The organism is Bradyrhizobium quebecense, assembly GCF_013373795.3.
GTDB lineage: Bacteria > Pseudomonadota > Alphaproteobacteria > Rhizobiales > Xanthobacteraceae > Bradyrhizobium > Bradyrhizobium quebecense.
Genome location: NZ_CP088022.1, coordinates 817,610 through 830,340, shown reverse-complemented (window position 1 = coordinate 830,340; position 12,731 = coordinate 817,610). Strand labels below are relative to the sequence as shown.

At 60.0% G+C, this 12,731-nt stretch carries 11 protein-coding genes; 2 read left to right on the top strand and 9 right to left on the bottom strand.

What is annotated here, in order from left to right; translation table 11 throughout:
* Nucleotides 1–694: 694 nt before the first annotated feature.
* Nucleotides 695–1,201 (bottom strand): hypothetical protein, encoded by a 507-nt coding sequence (locus HU230_RS04020; RefSeq protein ID WP_176532816.1) that lies wholly within the window; start codon nucleotides 1,199–1,201, stop codon nucleotides 695–697.
* A gap of 388 nt (nucleotides 1,202–1,589) precedes the next feature.
* Here HU230_RS04020 and HU230_RS04015 point away from each other — a divergent pair, with 388 nt between their 5' ends.
* The gene (locus tag HU230_RS04015; RefSeq protein WP_176532817.1) at nucleotides 1,590–2,759 is read left to right on the top strand and encodes a hypothetical protein; all 1,170 of its coding nucleotides are present in this window, start codon (nucleotides 1,590–1,592) and stop codon (nucleotides 2,757–2,759) included.
* Between the two features lie 335 nt (nucleotides 2,760–3,094).
* Here the strand turns inward: HU230_RS04015 and HU230_RS04010 are convergent, their stop codons facing one another.
* The 3 genes from HU230_RS04010 to HU230_RS04000 form a co-directional block, all read right to left on the bottom strand.
* Nucleotides 3,095–3,370 carry a hypothetical protein gene (locus HU230_RS04010; RefSeq protein ID WP_176532818.1) on the bottom strand — a complete coding sequence of 92 codons (276 nt, stop codon included), beginning with the start codon at nucleotides 3,368–3,370 and terminating at the stop codon, nucleotides 3,095–3,097.
* A gap of 370 nt (nucleotides 3,371–3,740) precedes the next feature.
* Entirely contained in the window at nucleotides 3,741–4,532 is a 792-nt protein-coding gene (locus HU230_RS04005) for a hypothetical protein (RefSeq protein WP_176532819.1), read from the bottom strand.
* Nucleotides 4,533–5,067: 535 nt separating this feature from the next.
* Nucleotides 5,068–5,856 (bottom strand): cyclic nucleotide-binding domain-containing protein, encoded by a 789-nt coding sequence (locus HU230_RS04000; protein WP_176535150.1) that lies wholly within the window; start codon nucleotides 5,854–5,856, stop codon nucleotides 5,068–5,070.
* Between the two features lie 255 nt (nucleotides 5,857–6,111).
* On the opposite strand from HU230_RS04000, the gene HU230_RS03995 reads away from it, so the two are divergent.
* Nucleotides 6,112–6,534 (top strand): hypothetical protein, encoded by a 423-nt coding sequence (locus tag HU230_RS03995; RefSeq protein ID WP_176532820.1) that lies wholly within the window; start codon nucleotides 6,112–6,114, stop codon nucleotides 6,532–6,534.
* A gap of 1,265 nt (nucleotides 6,535–7,799) precedes the next feature.
* Here the strand turns inward: HU230_RS03995 and HU230_RS03990 are convergent.
* From HU230_RS03990 to HU230_RS03970, 5 genes are all read right to left on the bottom strand, one after another.
* A complete protein-coding gene (locus HU230_RS03990; protein WP_176532821.1) occupies nucleotides 7,800–8,399 on the bottom strand; it encodes a sll1863 family stress response protein in 600 nt (199 codons plus the stop codon).
* Between the two features lie 189 nt (nucleotides 8,400–8,588).
* A complete protein-coding gene (locus tag HU230_RS03985; RefSeq protein ID WP_176532822.1) occupies nucleotides 8,589–8,876 on the bottom strand; it encodes a hypothetical protein in 288 nt (95 codons plus the stop codon).
* 451 nt (nucleotides 8,877–9,327) lie between these two features.
* Nucleotides 9,328–10,350 carry a S1C family serine protease gene (locus tag HU230_RS03980; protein WP_176532823.1) on the bottom strand — a complete coding sequence of 341 codons (1,023 nt, stop codon included), beginning with the start codon at nucleotides 10,348–10,350 and terminating at the stop codon, nucleotides 9,328–9,330.
* A 196-nt stretch (nucleotides 10,351–10,546) separates the two neighbouring features.
* Nucleotides 10,547–10,996, bottom strand: coding sequence for a hypothetical protein (locus tag HU230_RS03975; RefSeq protein WP_176532824.1), 450 nt, complete (start codon nucleotides 10,994–10,996; stop codon nucleotides 10,547–10,549).
* 17 nt (nucleotides 10,997–11,013) lie between these two features.
* On the bottom strand, nucleotides 11,014–12,615 hold the full coding sequence (locus tag HU230_RS03970) for a GMC family oxidoreductase (protein WP_176532825.1): 1,602 nt from the start codon (nucleotides 12,613–12,615) through the stop codon (nucleotides 11,014–11,016).
* Nucleotides 12,616–12,731: the final 116 nt, after the last annotated feature.

Here is a 12,731-nt window from a genome sequence, read left to right as displayed (position 1 = left end):
TCCTGTGCGGAAGAAGGTGGCGCAGACGCAAGTCCGCGCCGGATGAGACCTCTGCGTCCGCGGATTCAGCCCCCTCAGCCGGCTCCGATGCCCTCGCATTCGAACTGCCCTTTGCCGCCACAACTGCTGGTGACGTTGGAGAACCTCCTTCGACGGCGAGCGCCACCAAAATATCGAAAACAACCCCATGCAAAGCAGCAGGGCGACCGCCGGCGCTTGGACAAGCAACTTGACGCGTCGGGCAAATCAGCGATATCTTCTATTATTCCGAAATCATGCAAACGCCCCGACGTCTCCGCAACAGCGTACGCGTCCGTCGCGATTGCGGTCCGAAAATTCTTACCCACCATGCCATTGCAAGGGCGACTTGGCGGGTAAGCACTCGATCCGTATCAATGACCAATGGCGGGGTCGTTGTTCCGGTGGATCGACGCGGGTCCGGAGGACGCGGAGACAATCGACCGTCACGAGCCAGGGCGTGTATTCATAGATCGAGGCGACTCGGCTCACGCGCGCTGGGCGTCTGCTATGGCCCGACAAGATCGCGAAAGCGGACATTGCCGTAAATCCGAGAACGGCCAATCGCGTCGTTTAATAAAGTCGGCCAGCTACTTCCGGTCTACCGTCAACTTCGGACATGTCGCTGCACTGCGCCAACCGACGCGATGGGCCAACTGCGGACCTCTGCTCAACACTAGAACTTTCCTTTGCGGCGGCCGATCATATCGGCGAGAACCAATTGCACCTTCAAGCCTTCAGGCTCTGTCAGAGACGGATAGAATGTTCGAACGTAGGCATTAATCTCTTGGGCAACTTCATAGGTGCGGCGACTGTCGTCCCCAAATGCAACATCTTCAAATCGCTTCAATAAGTCTGCGTTGGTTGCAACCTCCGCAGCAAGCGGAGCAAGCTCTTCCAAACTTCGTGTAACTACGCCACGCAACTGCAGGCTATTGCCCGTTACCGGTATTGCCTGCCTATCGGGAATTCCGGCTACATCACCCCGAAATCGCTTTCCTTCCTCGGTCCAACGGGCAAAGCGAGTATTCAGAGCCTCCATGAGCCCGAAGTCCGCGAGGGCTTCGAGGGCATGTTCGCCCGCGCTTTCGGAGATGCTGTCGACTTCGTCGCCGTGTCCGTCAAGATACCGACTTACCATCTTGACGAGTGCGATCAGGAGCTTCTGCTCTCGTTCGGTCATCGGCCGTTACCCCCCCACATCGCTCCTTCGCGCTGTACCCGTCGACTATGAGCGGCTTAAGCGTGATTAGGTTGTAAAAGGAGTTGCGGCAACCTTTACCGCACAGAATGCTCAATTTTGAATGAAACGGGCGCGACTTCCGCAACGGGTCACACTCGGAAGTCGGAGCGCGCGATCGCGACGTCCGCTTCACTACCGGCACCGGACCTTCAATAGCCAGCGCGGCACTTCCGAAAGGGGCCATGAACCGACAATGGCAGGCGACAAATGCTCTTCCTACCACACGACTAACCCGTGTATGCGCCACAAGCACCATCCAGATCCTGGCGCTGTCAGTGTGCACCGGATAGATTGTCCGCAATCGTGCCTTACAAAACGGAGTTGCGCCGTGCGGTTGCTGTTGCTGGTGGTTTTCCTTGCCGCGACGTCGCCAGCGCTCGGCAGGTGGGTGGGGGTGGAAGAGGAGCGGATCCCGGTCGCCAGGCTCATCGAAAACCTCGAGAAGATCGCTAAGGACGATCCTACCAGCGTCGAGGCGTTGCTGAACCTGGGTCGTGCGCATGGCATGGCTTACGCGCAGAAGTCCGACCCGCTGACGGTGCCGAAGGCCTACCATGGCATTCAACCGCCGGCGGTTCCTTTCGGTACGGTAACGACTGCCGCTGACTCCACTTTGAGTTCCGCTTCCCGGGCGCATCTGGAAGCCGCGTTGAAGGCGTACAAGCAGGCATTGGACCTGGACAAGGATAACCTTGTCATCCAGATCGGCCTCGCCTGGCTGACCGAGCAGGCCGGCAGGAAGGACGATGCGGTGAAGCAGTATCGAACGATCGCAACCGACGCCTGGGAAAAGGAAAAGAGCCTGACGATGGTTGGTCTCGGCGGGCGGACGCTGACCGGCGAAGTCGCCTCTTACCTCGTCCCGCTTCTCGACGCCGAGAAGGATAAGCGCGAGATCGAGACGCTGAAGGACCACGCCGCCACCATGGGAAAGCTGCCGTACCCGGTCACTCCCATCGCAGTGCCGCTGGCCGATGGGCTCACTACCACCGACCTCGAAGCGCCCGACGCGCGGGTGACGTTCGACGTGGACGGCAGCGGGTTGGGTCGCGAATGGAGCTGGATTACCCCCAAAGCTGCCTGGCTGGTTAGCGACCCGAAGCTCGATGGCAAAATCAACAGCGGCCGGCAATTGTTCGGCAACGTCACGTTCTGGATGTTTTGGAACAACGGATACGCGCCGCTGGCCGCACTCGATGACGACCGCGACGGCATTTTAACCGGCAAAGAACTGGCCGGCCTCGCCCTGTGGCGCGATGCCAACGGCAATGGCGTGGCAGACCCCGGAGAGGTCAAGCCGGTTTCGGCCTATGGTATCGTCGCTATATCGTACAAATGGCAGACGCTGAACAACAACCCGGACAAGATCGCCTTCAGCCCGAACGGCGTGGTGTTCAAGGACGGAAAGACGCGCCCCAGCTTCGACCTAGTCTTGAAGGCGCAGCTTGGCTTCCAAGCCACGTTTCGTGCGCCAACTGCGTCGGAGAACAACCCCTAAATTGCTTGAAAGACGGTTGTGTAGACGCGCAACGGTTTGCTGAGCCTGTGACAGCAGCGTCTCCGAATAGCTGACAAAGAGATCGCGTACGTGATCGCTATGGTTGAGCGGCAGGCTCAACTTCCGTTGTGGGTCAAACCGAGACCTCGAACCGGTGGGGCGGCACCTCCGGTCTTGGCTCCGATGCGGACATCGTCACGGTCGTTCGGCATGTCTCAGAAGGGCCACGTGCGGAACAACACGGCCTCTAGGGCGACCGCCGCAGGGGGCTTCCCACGACAAATATTCTCCAGCCTATGTCCACGTCGGTTTCTATATCAGTCTGTTCGAGTTGGTCATGGAGCAAATCGGCGGAGCAGGCCGAACAAAGAAACGACCAGAAGGAAGCAGATCGAGAGGCCAATGAGGACCGACATCACCTGGTTGGCGAAATGCCAGCTCATCGGCCTCAATAAGCGTGATTGGGGGCCGACCACCGCGACGATGATTTCTCGGCAAGCAGCCAGAGCAGCGAGACCTCCGGCGGCAATTAGAAAGACGTTCAAGCCAAGCTCGGCGAGAAATCCGACGGGATCGTTCGAGTAAGTAACAGCGTCGGGTCCGATCGACATTTTCCTGTGCACCACAAGGACGCCTGTCTCATACCACGCGCTTAAGCGGCCGGCTGACACGTAGGCTATCATGCCCATGAACATGCCAAACAGAAGTGACGTCGCCAATCTACGCATTTGATGGTTGTGCAGCAAACTCACTAACACATGGTGACTGTAAGGGCTCAAGCTCTATCGAGATTGGCAATCCGAAAATCACGACGCGCCCTTCGATGTCCGCTTCAGGGCAACTCGGAGGTCGGAACGGGGGATCGCGACGTCCGCTTCACTCCGGGCACCGGACCTTTAATAGCCAGCGCGGCACTTCCGAGAAGTGCCAACAGCGGAAGTCGCCGATCAGCCAAGATCACAAGATAAGGGATGACCCAGCCTAATCTTCGGCGAACGAATCCAAAAGCGAACGAAACCGCTTCCTTATCTCGTCGGCCTGGTAGACGTACTTGCGACTGAAACCCAATGTGAGAACGCCCCATCCGGCTCCAGTCAGATCCGCAATCGTGCAGTCAGGGCTCTTGATCGTGACCTTCTCGCAAGCAAAAACCAAAGGGCCTTCAGGCGTATCTTTCAAGAACAGATCAGAATCAGCCTCACATAATTGATACCCGGACTCGACCATAAGAAAAACGCCCGAGCCCTTCTCCTGGCACCGACGATTCCACAGAAGCCTCCGTTCCGACCAGTCCAGTTCCTTCTGCCCACCACGGATCCTCGCATTCACCTGATCTCCGTATCCGCCGTAGAACGGGCCCTTCGCGAACCTTGCAGCGTTATTGGCCGTTCTTGGCTCCAGATTGGGAAGCAGCACGTAAATTTCGAACGTAGTCTCTTTGGGATCGGCACTTGATCGATCCAGGTCCACCAAATAGTTGCGCGGAATCTTGTAGATCTTGTCGCCAAAAACGATGGGAATCGTCCTCTCATCGAGAGACGGATAATTTTGCCAGAGCTCCTCGCGAGAGGCATGCCTTTCCAACTTCTCCGCAAAGGACTCGTGCTTCAACAGCGGGTCGGCAGGCTGATAAAGCATCTTGTAGCTCAGGAAGGAGCCTGCGATCAGCGCAATCGCAACGGCGCCACAGACAAGCCACTTCATCCGGTCGGAAGTTTCTGCGCCGGAGGAGATGCTGGTCGTGTAATATTGCCTTCGTCCAAACTCAGCCATGTCCCCAGTCCGCTTGCCGATCCTGGCACCCTCTTTTGGGTTGCTGAATTTTCGGTGAACGGGAGCAACTTATCGGCTCGTTCCAAAAGAAAGACTTGCCGAGCAAATCTAACTTTATCAATTGCGATGTCGGTTCCGTAACTGGACGCGATGCTGACGACGTCGGCTATGGGTCAAACTGAGACCTCGCACCGACGGGTCGGCACTTCCGGTCTTCATTCGGAAGCGGACATCGTCACGGCCGTCCGGCATGTCTCAAGAGGGCCAACAACAGACTCATGCACTGCAGCAAGACGCTCTCGATTTTGGCTTCGCTTTATCGGCGATGGCCGCAGGCAGCGTGTAATGATCGGACTTCAGGCCCTCCCAAAGGATGAGCGGGAGGACTGTTGCCAATCTGCTCGCCAATGTGGCGCTCGATCCGCTTGGAAAGGTCCCCGAATTCAAGTTTTGCGCCATGCGCGTGAAGCCAGTGGCAATTAGGACGGCGGCGGCCGAGCAGGCGACGGCCGCGATCAATCGCCCGGGGCCGCTGTCAGTTGGCGAGAGGCGGCTGCGGCGCGATCTTGTTCTGCGCGATGATGGCTTCAGCCCGCGCGAGATTTTCCAGCAGGCGCTGGCTGGTCAAGACAAGGAAGTAATAGCCGAACTGCGGGTTTTGGAAGTAGATCTCGAGCAGCTTTTCGTAGCTGATAGTTAGAACGCGGCCATCCTCGATACATTCGATCGTCGCGGTCCGGCGGTTGTCGGGCGTGAGGAAACCAAGCTCGCCCATCAAACGCCCCGGCGGAAGTTCGACGTTGATTTCGACGACCCGGAATTTTCCGGTGACGGTCAGCAGCATTTCGTTGGCCGCGTCACCTTTCCTCATCAAGATATCGCCCTTGCGATACTTGCGGTCAGTCATGAACGGCTTGAGCCACTCCATCGACATGTCGCCCTGCGTTGCGGTGCGCGCCTTCTTCACGAGAGCGAGCATTTGACGGAGACGGTAGGCATTGATGGGAATCATCAGGAAATACAGAAGAAAGGTCGTGACGGCTCCGGTGAGCGCACCGAAGATGGCGAAGAACGCGCAACCGATCATGTTCGCGACCCGCAGCGGCACCATCGTGTGCGTCAGCAATGTGGCGACGAAGAAGATCGCGCCGATCAGGGCGAACATATTGGCAAGCGTGATGTTGTGCAGGAAGAGCTCCAGCAGGCGGTTGAAGATGGCGTCCCAGGTCACGTTGTTCGGATCGAGGCCCATTTGGACCAGAATCTTCGCGAACCTGAGGTTGTCGGTTGCTGCATCGAGGATGCGGTCCAGCATGATGGACATATCTCCTTTTGGAGCCGGTGAGGCCAGTTTACCGGAAGTTGATATTCGCAGCGCAGCAAACGTGACCACCCGACTTCCGAGATGGGTCAAACTCGGAAGTCGCGCGGCCTTCCGCCGAAGTCCGCTGGTCCCCGGTGAGCAGTCATCCGTGCGCCGCGCGATGAGGTCCGAAAGGGGCCAGATTCGGACATGCGCGGAATGACGGTTTCATGCCAAAGTAGCGGACCAGCAGCAAGTGCGGGGCGAGCAACCTGCGTGAAGCGTTTTGCTATTTGGGTTTTGGCGGCACTCGCCCTTATCGCGGCGACTCTCTCCGGCTTGTTTGTCTTTAGCCCGACCGCGCGTTTGGTCATGGCCATCGCCATCGCGGAGATTTTCAACTCCGGGCCACCGCCAATCGCGGAGGGTGTCATTACCAAAGAAGACTGGCCGCACTTTGCAGCAGCCAGCAAAAAGTTGACCGAGGTCTTGCAGTCAAAATTTCCAGTTGGGTCAATAGAGGGAAACTTGAAATCGATTTTGGTCGGCCAGGGGTTTCGTCCCCCCGATCCTATACCGTCCAATTGTGTTCCGCCTGGTCAGCAGGTGCCGGTTGGGGTGGCGTACTATTGGGGTGGCGTACTACCAGTGCTTAACTCCAGAGCAGGAAGAGAGGAGGAAGAGAGCTTTGGTCTATAAGTGGGGCGGCGGTGTTTGCATGGAATCCGTCTCAGTCATCTGGTCGAGCGATGCACATGGCGCTCTGACCCATATCGACGGCGGCTACTACGGAGCGTGCCTTTGAAAGAAGGCCATGTCCGTTCTGGGTCAAACTGAGACCTCGCGCCGGCGGGTCGGCACTTCCGGTCTTCGTTCGGAAGCGGACATCGTCACGGCCGTCCGGCATGTCTCAAGAGGGGCCAAGCGGTCATTCAAGCCCGTCGAGAGCGAATTAGCTTGCCTTGCTTTGAGTCCTTTTGCACTCTCAGGCAAGGAGGCCGATGCATGAAGATTATGACCGTCGTGTGCGCTCTCGGAGCGACCCTGGTGCTGTGTAACCTCGGGACGTCAGGTGCGGAAGCCCGGGCGCGGAAGGCACAAGTCGTTCATGAACCAAGGAGGATTGTTATCCCGGGGCCCGTGATAAGGCCAACTCCGTGGGATTATTATATTGTTCCACGATATCGCTATCGCCCTGAAGACGACCGGGTCGATCCGGACGGGCCGCCCGTGGTTTCGTCTTGGCGCCTCTATGAGGGGTGGCGGTGGCCATACTGGTGATGAACAGCGATCACGCCAAACAGATCGCGTTCCGGAGGAAGTGGTGATCGCTCCCTGACGGGCGCCGCGGTGGAGCGTAACGCCGGGACAAGATCGCGCATCGTGATGCTGCGTTGTGGCTGCGGATCGCTGTGGGTCAAATGCCGCCATTGGGGGTCCAACCGGGCGGCGTCCGCTCTATAGGCGGCTTCGGGCCAGAGGCGGACCTTCGGAGGGTAGAGATCATTTGTGCTTGAGTGGTGCTACGAATGCCGTAGCCAGTCGCGCCCCTCGTAAGTCAGCCAACGTGTTTCCGGCGTTGACGGCTTTGTTAACGACACCCACTTCCGCGTTATGCCGCGCAGCTACGCTGAAGTGCCGTCTCGAATGTGTGCGTAGCCATTCGACGAAACTCTCAACACTCCGCCACATCGGGTCGTCTGAAAATCGCTGTGGTGACCCAAAACTTCCGTCCTTGTTGGGCCGCTGATATGTGTCCGAGGGCAATTGGTCAAAAGCCGCCGATAGCGATCGAACCTCGGGACTTCCGCTTCACTCCGCAGAGCCGGCGTTCTCGATGGTCATCCGGACCGTCAGCTTTGGGGCCACAATCGGAAGTCCGCCAAATGTCATTTCTTGATCCTCATCGAGCAAAAAAGAAAGACCGCCTCGCAGCGGTCTCTCCGATTCTAACCGATGCTCGGTCAAGCAGCTCGCTTGAACGCTTCCCGCGCAGCCTCATTGGCGCGATCGAAAGCGGTTCGCGTTTCCGTCAAAGCCGCCATGAGTGCGGACCAAGACTGGGTCCCCGCCTGGCTCAACCTCTCGAGTTTTTTCTCCGCCTCGACTGCATCGGCGTTCATACGCTTAACGGCGGCGTCGATATCGCCCCGACGCTCAGAAGCGAATTTCTTGGCATCGCTGCCAAGCTTGTCGGCTGCTTCGCGCCACGCTTTCAATTGGGCATCGGCCTGAAGCTTGAATGTCGCCTGCTGGTGCTCGATTTGCTTGCCGAAGCCTTCGACATATTTCTTGACCTCGGCCTCGAACAAGCGCCAGTCAGCCTCTAGTTTTGGTTTTGCCTGGATCCAGGCCGCCTCGTTCGCTTCCGACTGCTTCTTCATGGTGTCGCGGAAGTCATCACGTTGCTTGCGCAGGTCAGCAAGAACCTTCTTGGCCTTTTCCCGGACATCGGCCTGCACCTCGGCAGCCTTGCCCTCAAGCGAGGTCACCGTTGCGTCCATTTCATCGAGACGTTCCTTGGCCCAATTTGTAAAGAAGTGGATATTGCTTTGCGTAACCATTTGCTCGTATCCATGATTGCCGAATAGCGCCGCCCCATGTTACTGATTAACGCGCCGCACCAAGCTAATTTTTGATGTGAGTCAATTTCAAACCTAAGAGTGGTGCGCGATCTGACCTGACTTCACCCAAGAAGTTGCGAGGTCCGAAATGGGTCAGAAGCAGAACAGCCTTGCGCGGCATGACACGTTTCAAAAGGGTGAATGACCTACCTGAATGGATCGTCCAATCACCAACGCAGCAAAGGCCGCAAACAACAACAGTCCGTAAATCACGAACCGCTTGATCTGACCGGGCGCGGCAAAGACCTTGCGGTGATCAGCCATCAATGCCATCCCCGTCCACGGTCTTCTGATAAAGGTTGAAAGCGGCAAGCCGGCCGCCTGTATGAACTTTGCCTGAGCGATAGTCGCACCGCACATCGCGCAAGCGGCTATCGCATAGAAGAAGATAACGGCTGCATCGATAAGGTAAGTCATTCGGCCGTCAAACCTGCGCGAGTATTTAACTTAGCGGTAGGTTGTAAAATCTGCTCCATCAACCAACATAGATCGGGGTGCTAAACGATGAATGACGCGGTTGCGACTTCTGCATTGGGTCACAAACCGCCCTTGGCGGCCGGACCTCAGGACTTCCGGTCCACTTCGCTTATGAGCACGACCGCGCAGGCGGTCCGAAACAATTTCCACGCGGCTGCTAGCGGCACGCGTCGCGCGGCGAAGGCGCAGTTTGGCGGACAATGCCGCTCGCAAGCCTTCGCCTCGATAGACTTGCTTTTGTTGCACCTCAGATGAACTCTTTTGCACATCCATTTTTCTTGTCGCTTGCAAACGCAGAACGCTCCCCGCCACACCTCTGCCCCTCGGGGGCTGGCAAGCTACCCTCTCCCACAGGGGAATGGGTCAGGAGTGTTCGTGGATCGCACCGCTGTCACTGCTTCGCCGGCTTCCGCTCGATCGGATGGATCTCGATCGCGCGCAGGCGGCCGAGGCGGAGCACGTCCATCGACAGGGTCCGGTCGATCCGGCTGTGATCGAGTGCGCGGATCAGATCGTCGACGCCGTGGATCTCGATGCCGTCGAGCCCGATCGCGACGTCGCCCGGCAACAGCCCCGCGCGCGCGGCCGGGCTGTCGGGCTCGATCTGCATCAAAAGCGCGCCCATCTTGTTCTCGACACCGGCCAGCACCGCATGGCGCCGCGGCACCGGCGCGGTTTGCCCGGCGACGCCGATATAGGCGCGGCGGACATAGCCGTGGCGGATGATCTCCGACAGCACGAACTGCGCGGTGTTGCTGGCGACCGCAAAGCAGATGCCCTGCGCCCCGTTGATGATCGCGGTGTTGATGCCGATCACCTCGCCCTGCGACGACACCAGCGGCCCGCCGGAATTGCCCGGATTGAGCGCGGCGTCGGTCTGGATCACGTCCTCGATGGTGCGCCCGCTGACCGAGCGGATCGAGCGGCCGAGCGCCGACACCACGCCGGCGGTGACCGTCGATTCGAAGCCGAGCGGATTGCCGATCGCGACCACGAGCTGGCCGCGCCGCAGCGTCTTCGAATTGCCGAGCGAGGCGTAGGGCAGATCGCGCGCGCCGTCGGCCCGCAGCAGCGCGAGGTCGGTGTCGGGATCGACGCCGAGCACATGGGCGTCGGTGACGAAGCCCTCGGTGTCGCGCAGCCGGATCTCCTTGGACGATCCGACCACATGGCTGTTGGTCAGCACGAACCCGTCGGGCGAGATCACGATGCCCGAACCGAGGCCGCCGCGCTCGCGCGCATTGCGCACCTTCGGCCCGGTCTCGACCCGGACCACGGCGGGGCCGACGCGGTCGGTGACGTCGATCACGGCATTGGAATAGGCATCCAGCAAAGCCCGGTCATCAACCTGGGCAGCATCGTCCACCCGCGGTGACGGCCTGTCACCGGCGGCATCTGAGGTAAAATCCAGCATGGCGAGAATCCTTTGGTCCCCTCAGATGGTGACCTGCTCCCACCGCTGCAAGTGGTTACGTCACGTACCTGCCCGGGTGGCTAGGGCAAGATGAGTTTGGATCGAAACGGCTCGGCCGCGCACTTGCTTCACCTCTCCCCGATGGGGAGAGGTGAAGCTTCGCTGTCGTTGCAGAACAGCCTGATCTCGTCAGGCCCTAGGTCGCCCGCCGCAGCGTGCCGCCGCGCGCTTTGACCGGATCGAGCAGCGACCAGTCGCCGTCCGGCAGCACGTGGCCCTTCGGGAACGGCGCGCGCAGCTCGAGCCCGAGCGAGCGCAGCACGCGATCGTCGCGGTAGTAGCATTGCAGCACCACGCGGACGAGCGTCGCTGCGGCAGCGCCGCCACGGCCACGAAACGCCTGCGCCACTGCATCGCGCCCGGCATCGTCGAGCTCGGCGAGCGGCTTGCCGGCGAGCTTTGCCAGATGATCGAGCGCCTGCGCGACCGGCGCGGTGTCGCGGCCGAGCGTTGCGAGCATGTCGGCCTGGATCGCGGGATCGTCGGCCCCCGGCACCTTGTACTCCGCACTTTCGGGAACGATCATCGCAGCAATGGTGCGGAGATCGGCGCGCTGGGCTGCGGTCAGTTGTTTGCTATCGGACATGTCGGTCTCTGTCGGTCTCAGTCGAACAGGTTGGCGAGGCGCTGCTTCATCTGGTCGGCGATGTAGAGCGCGAGGGCCTGGATGGTGGAGGTCGGGTTCACGCCACCCGAGGTGACGAAGATGCTGCCGTCGACGATGAAGAGGTTCTTCACGTCGTGCGAGCGGCCCCATTCGTTGACCACGGAGCGCGCCGGATCGGTCCCCATCCGCGCGGTGCCGAGCAGATGCCAGCCGCCCCACGGGATCGGATCGTTGATGCAGATGTCGGTGGCGCCGGCGACCTCGAGAATCTCGCGGCCGCGCGCCAGGCCATGGTCCATCATCTTCCGGCTGTTTGCGCTGATCGTGTAGTCGATCTTCGGCGCCGGAATGCCGTGGCCGTCCTTCAGGACCGGATCGAGCGTGACGCGGTTGTGCTCCTCCGGCAGATCCTCGCAGATCGCCGACACCGCGAGGCGATGACCGTTGAGCTTGCGGAACACGCGGTGATGATCCTTGCCCCAGGGCAAGATGCCCTTCTGCTCGCTCGCAACCGCCTCGAACACCGGCCCGGCGCCGCGGCCGAACTGGATGCCGTAGCCACGGACGAAGCCGCGCGACAGGTCCGTGTCGTAGAACTCCTTGCTCCACAGGCAGGTCGGCGGCGCGCGGTTGCTGTCGGTGGGCTCCTTCACGAAGCCGTAGACCTGCGCGTAGGGGTGAAACATCAGGTTCTTGCCGACCAGGCCCGACGAGTTGGCGAGGCCATTCGGGAATTTTCCCGACACCGAATTGAGCAACAGCCGCGGCGTGCCGACGCCGTTGCAGGCGACGATGACGACCTCGGCCGGCTGGAATTGCTCGACGCCATCCTTGTCGTAGTACACGACGCCGGAGGCCATGCCGTGCTCGTTGGTCAGGATCTCCCGGACCCGGCAATGGGTCTTGAGCTCGACCCCGGCGCGGATCGCGTGCGGCCAGTAGGTGATGTCGGTCGAGGCCTTGGCGCCCTGCGCGCAGGCCGGCGTGCAATGGCCGAGATTGATGCAGCGCGCCCTGCCCTCGTAATCCATCGTCGCAACCGTCGTGTCCGACGGCCACCAGTGCCAGCCGAGCTTGTTCATGGCCTTGCCGATCAGCGGGCCTGATAGCCCGAGCGGCTGCTGCGGCATCGGCGGATGGCTGAGCGGCGACAGCGGATCGCCCGACAGGCCCGAGACGCCCATCATGCGATCGTTCTCCTCGAAGAACGGCATGAGCGCGTCGTAATCGATCGGCCAGTCGTCGGCGACGCCGTCGAGCGTCTTCACCTTGAAGTCGGACGGATGCAGCCGCGGCCAGTGCGCGGTGTACATCACCGTCGAGCCGCCGACGGCGTTGAAGTTGACGACCTTGATCGGCGAATTGTCGTCATTGATCGGATAGTCCTCGGGCCGCTTGCGGACATTCGGGCTGGACGACCACTCGCCGTAGAATTTCGCCTCCCAGTCGCGGCCGGTGCTCGGATATTCGGCAGGGTTCATCCAGCCGCCCTGATCGAGGCAGAGGATATGCATCTTGGTGTCGGCGAGGCTCCACGCCACCGCGGCGCCGGAGGCGCCGGCGCCGATGATCAGGACGTCAACGGGATCGTTCTTCATTCTTGTTCCTTGGAGTTTCTTTTTCTGTCATTGCGAGCGAAGCGAAGCAATCCATTGTTTCCTCACGCGGCGAAATGGATTGCTTCGTCGCTTCGCTCCTCGCAATGACGGCCGGT

Bases quoted from the DNA above. Each gene is read 5' to 3' on its own strand.
- HU230_RS04020 (WP_176532816.1), bottom strand. From the start codon at position 1,201: ATGACCGAACGAGAGCAGAAGCTCCTGATCGCACTCGTCAAGATGGTA.
- HU230_RS04010 (WP_176532818.1), bottom strand. From the start codon at position 3,370: ATGTCGATCGGACCCGACGCTGTTACTTACTCGAACGATCCCGTCGGA.
- HU230_RS04005 (WP_176532819.1), bottom strand. From the start codon at position 4,532: ATGGCTGAGTTTGGACGAAGGCAATATTACACGACCAGCATCTCCTCC.
- HU230_RS04000 (WP_176535150.1), bottom strand. From the start codon at position 5,856: ATGTCCATCATGCTGGACCGCATCCTCGATGCAGCAACCGACAACCTC.
- HU230_RS03990 (WP_176532821.1), bottom strand. From the start codon at position 8,399: ATGGTTACGCAAAGCAATATCCACTTCTTTACAAATTGGGCCAAGGAA.
- HU230_RS03985 (WP_176532822.1), bottom strand. From the start codon at position 8,876: ATGACTTACCTTATCGATGCAGCCGTTATCTTCTTCTATGCGATAGCC.
- HU230_RS03980 (WP_176532823.1), bottom strand. From the start codon at position 10,350: ATGCTGGATTTTACCTCAGATGCCGCCGGTGACAGGCCGTCACCGCGG.
- HU230_RS03975 (WP_176532824.1), bottom strand. From the start codon at position 10,996: ATGTCCGATAGCAAACAACTGACCGCAGCCCAGCGCGCCGATCTCCGC.
- HU230_RS03970 (WP_176532825.1), bottom strand. From the start codon at position 12,615: ATGAAGAACGATCCCGTTGACGTCCTGATCATCGGCGCCGGCGCCTCC.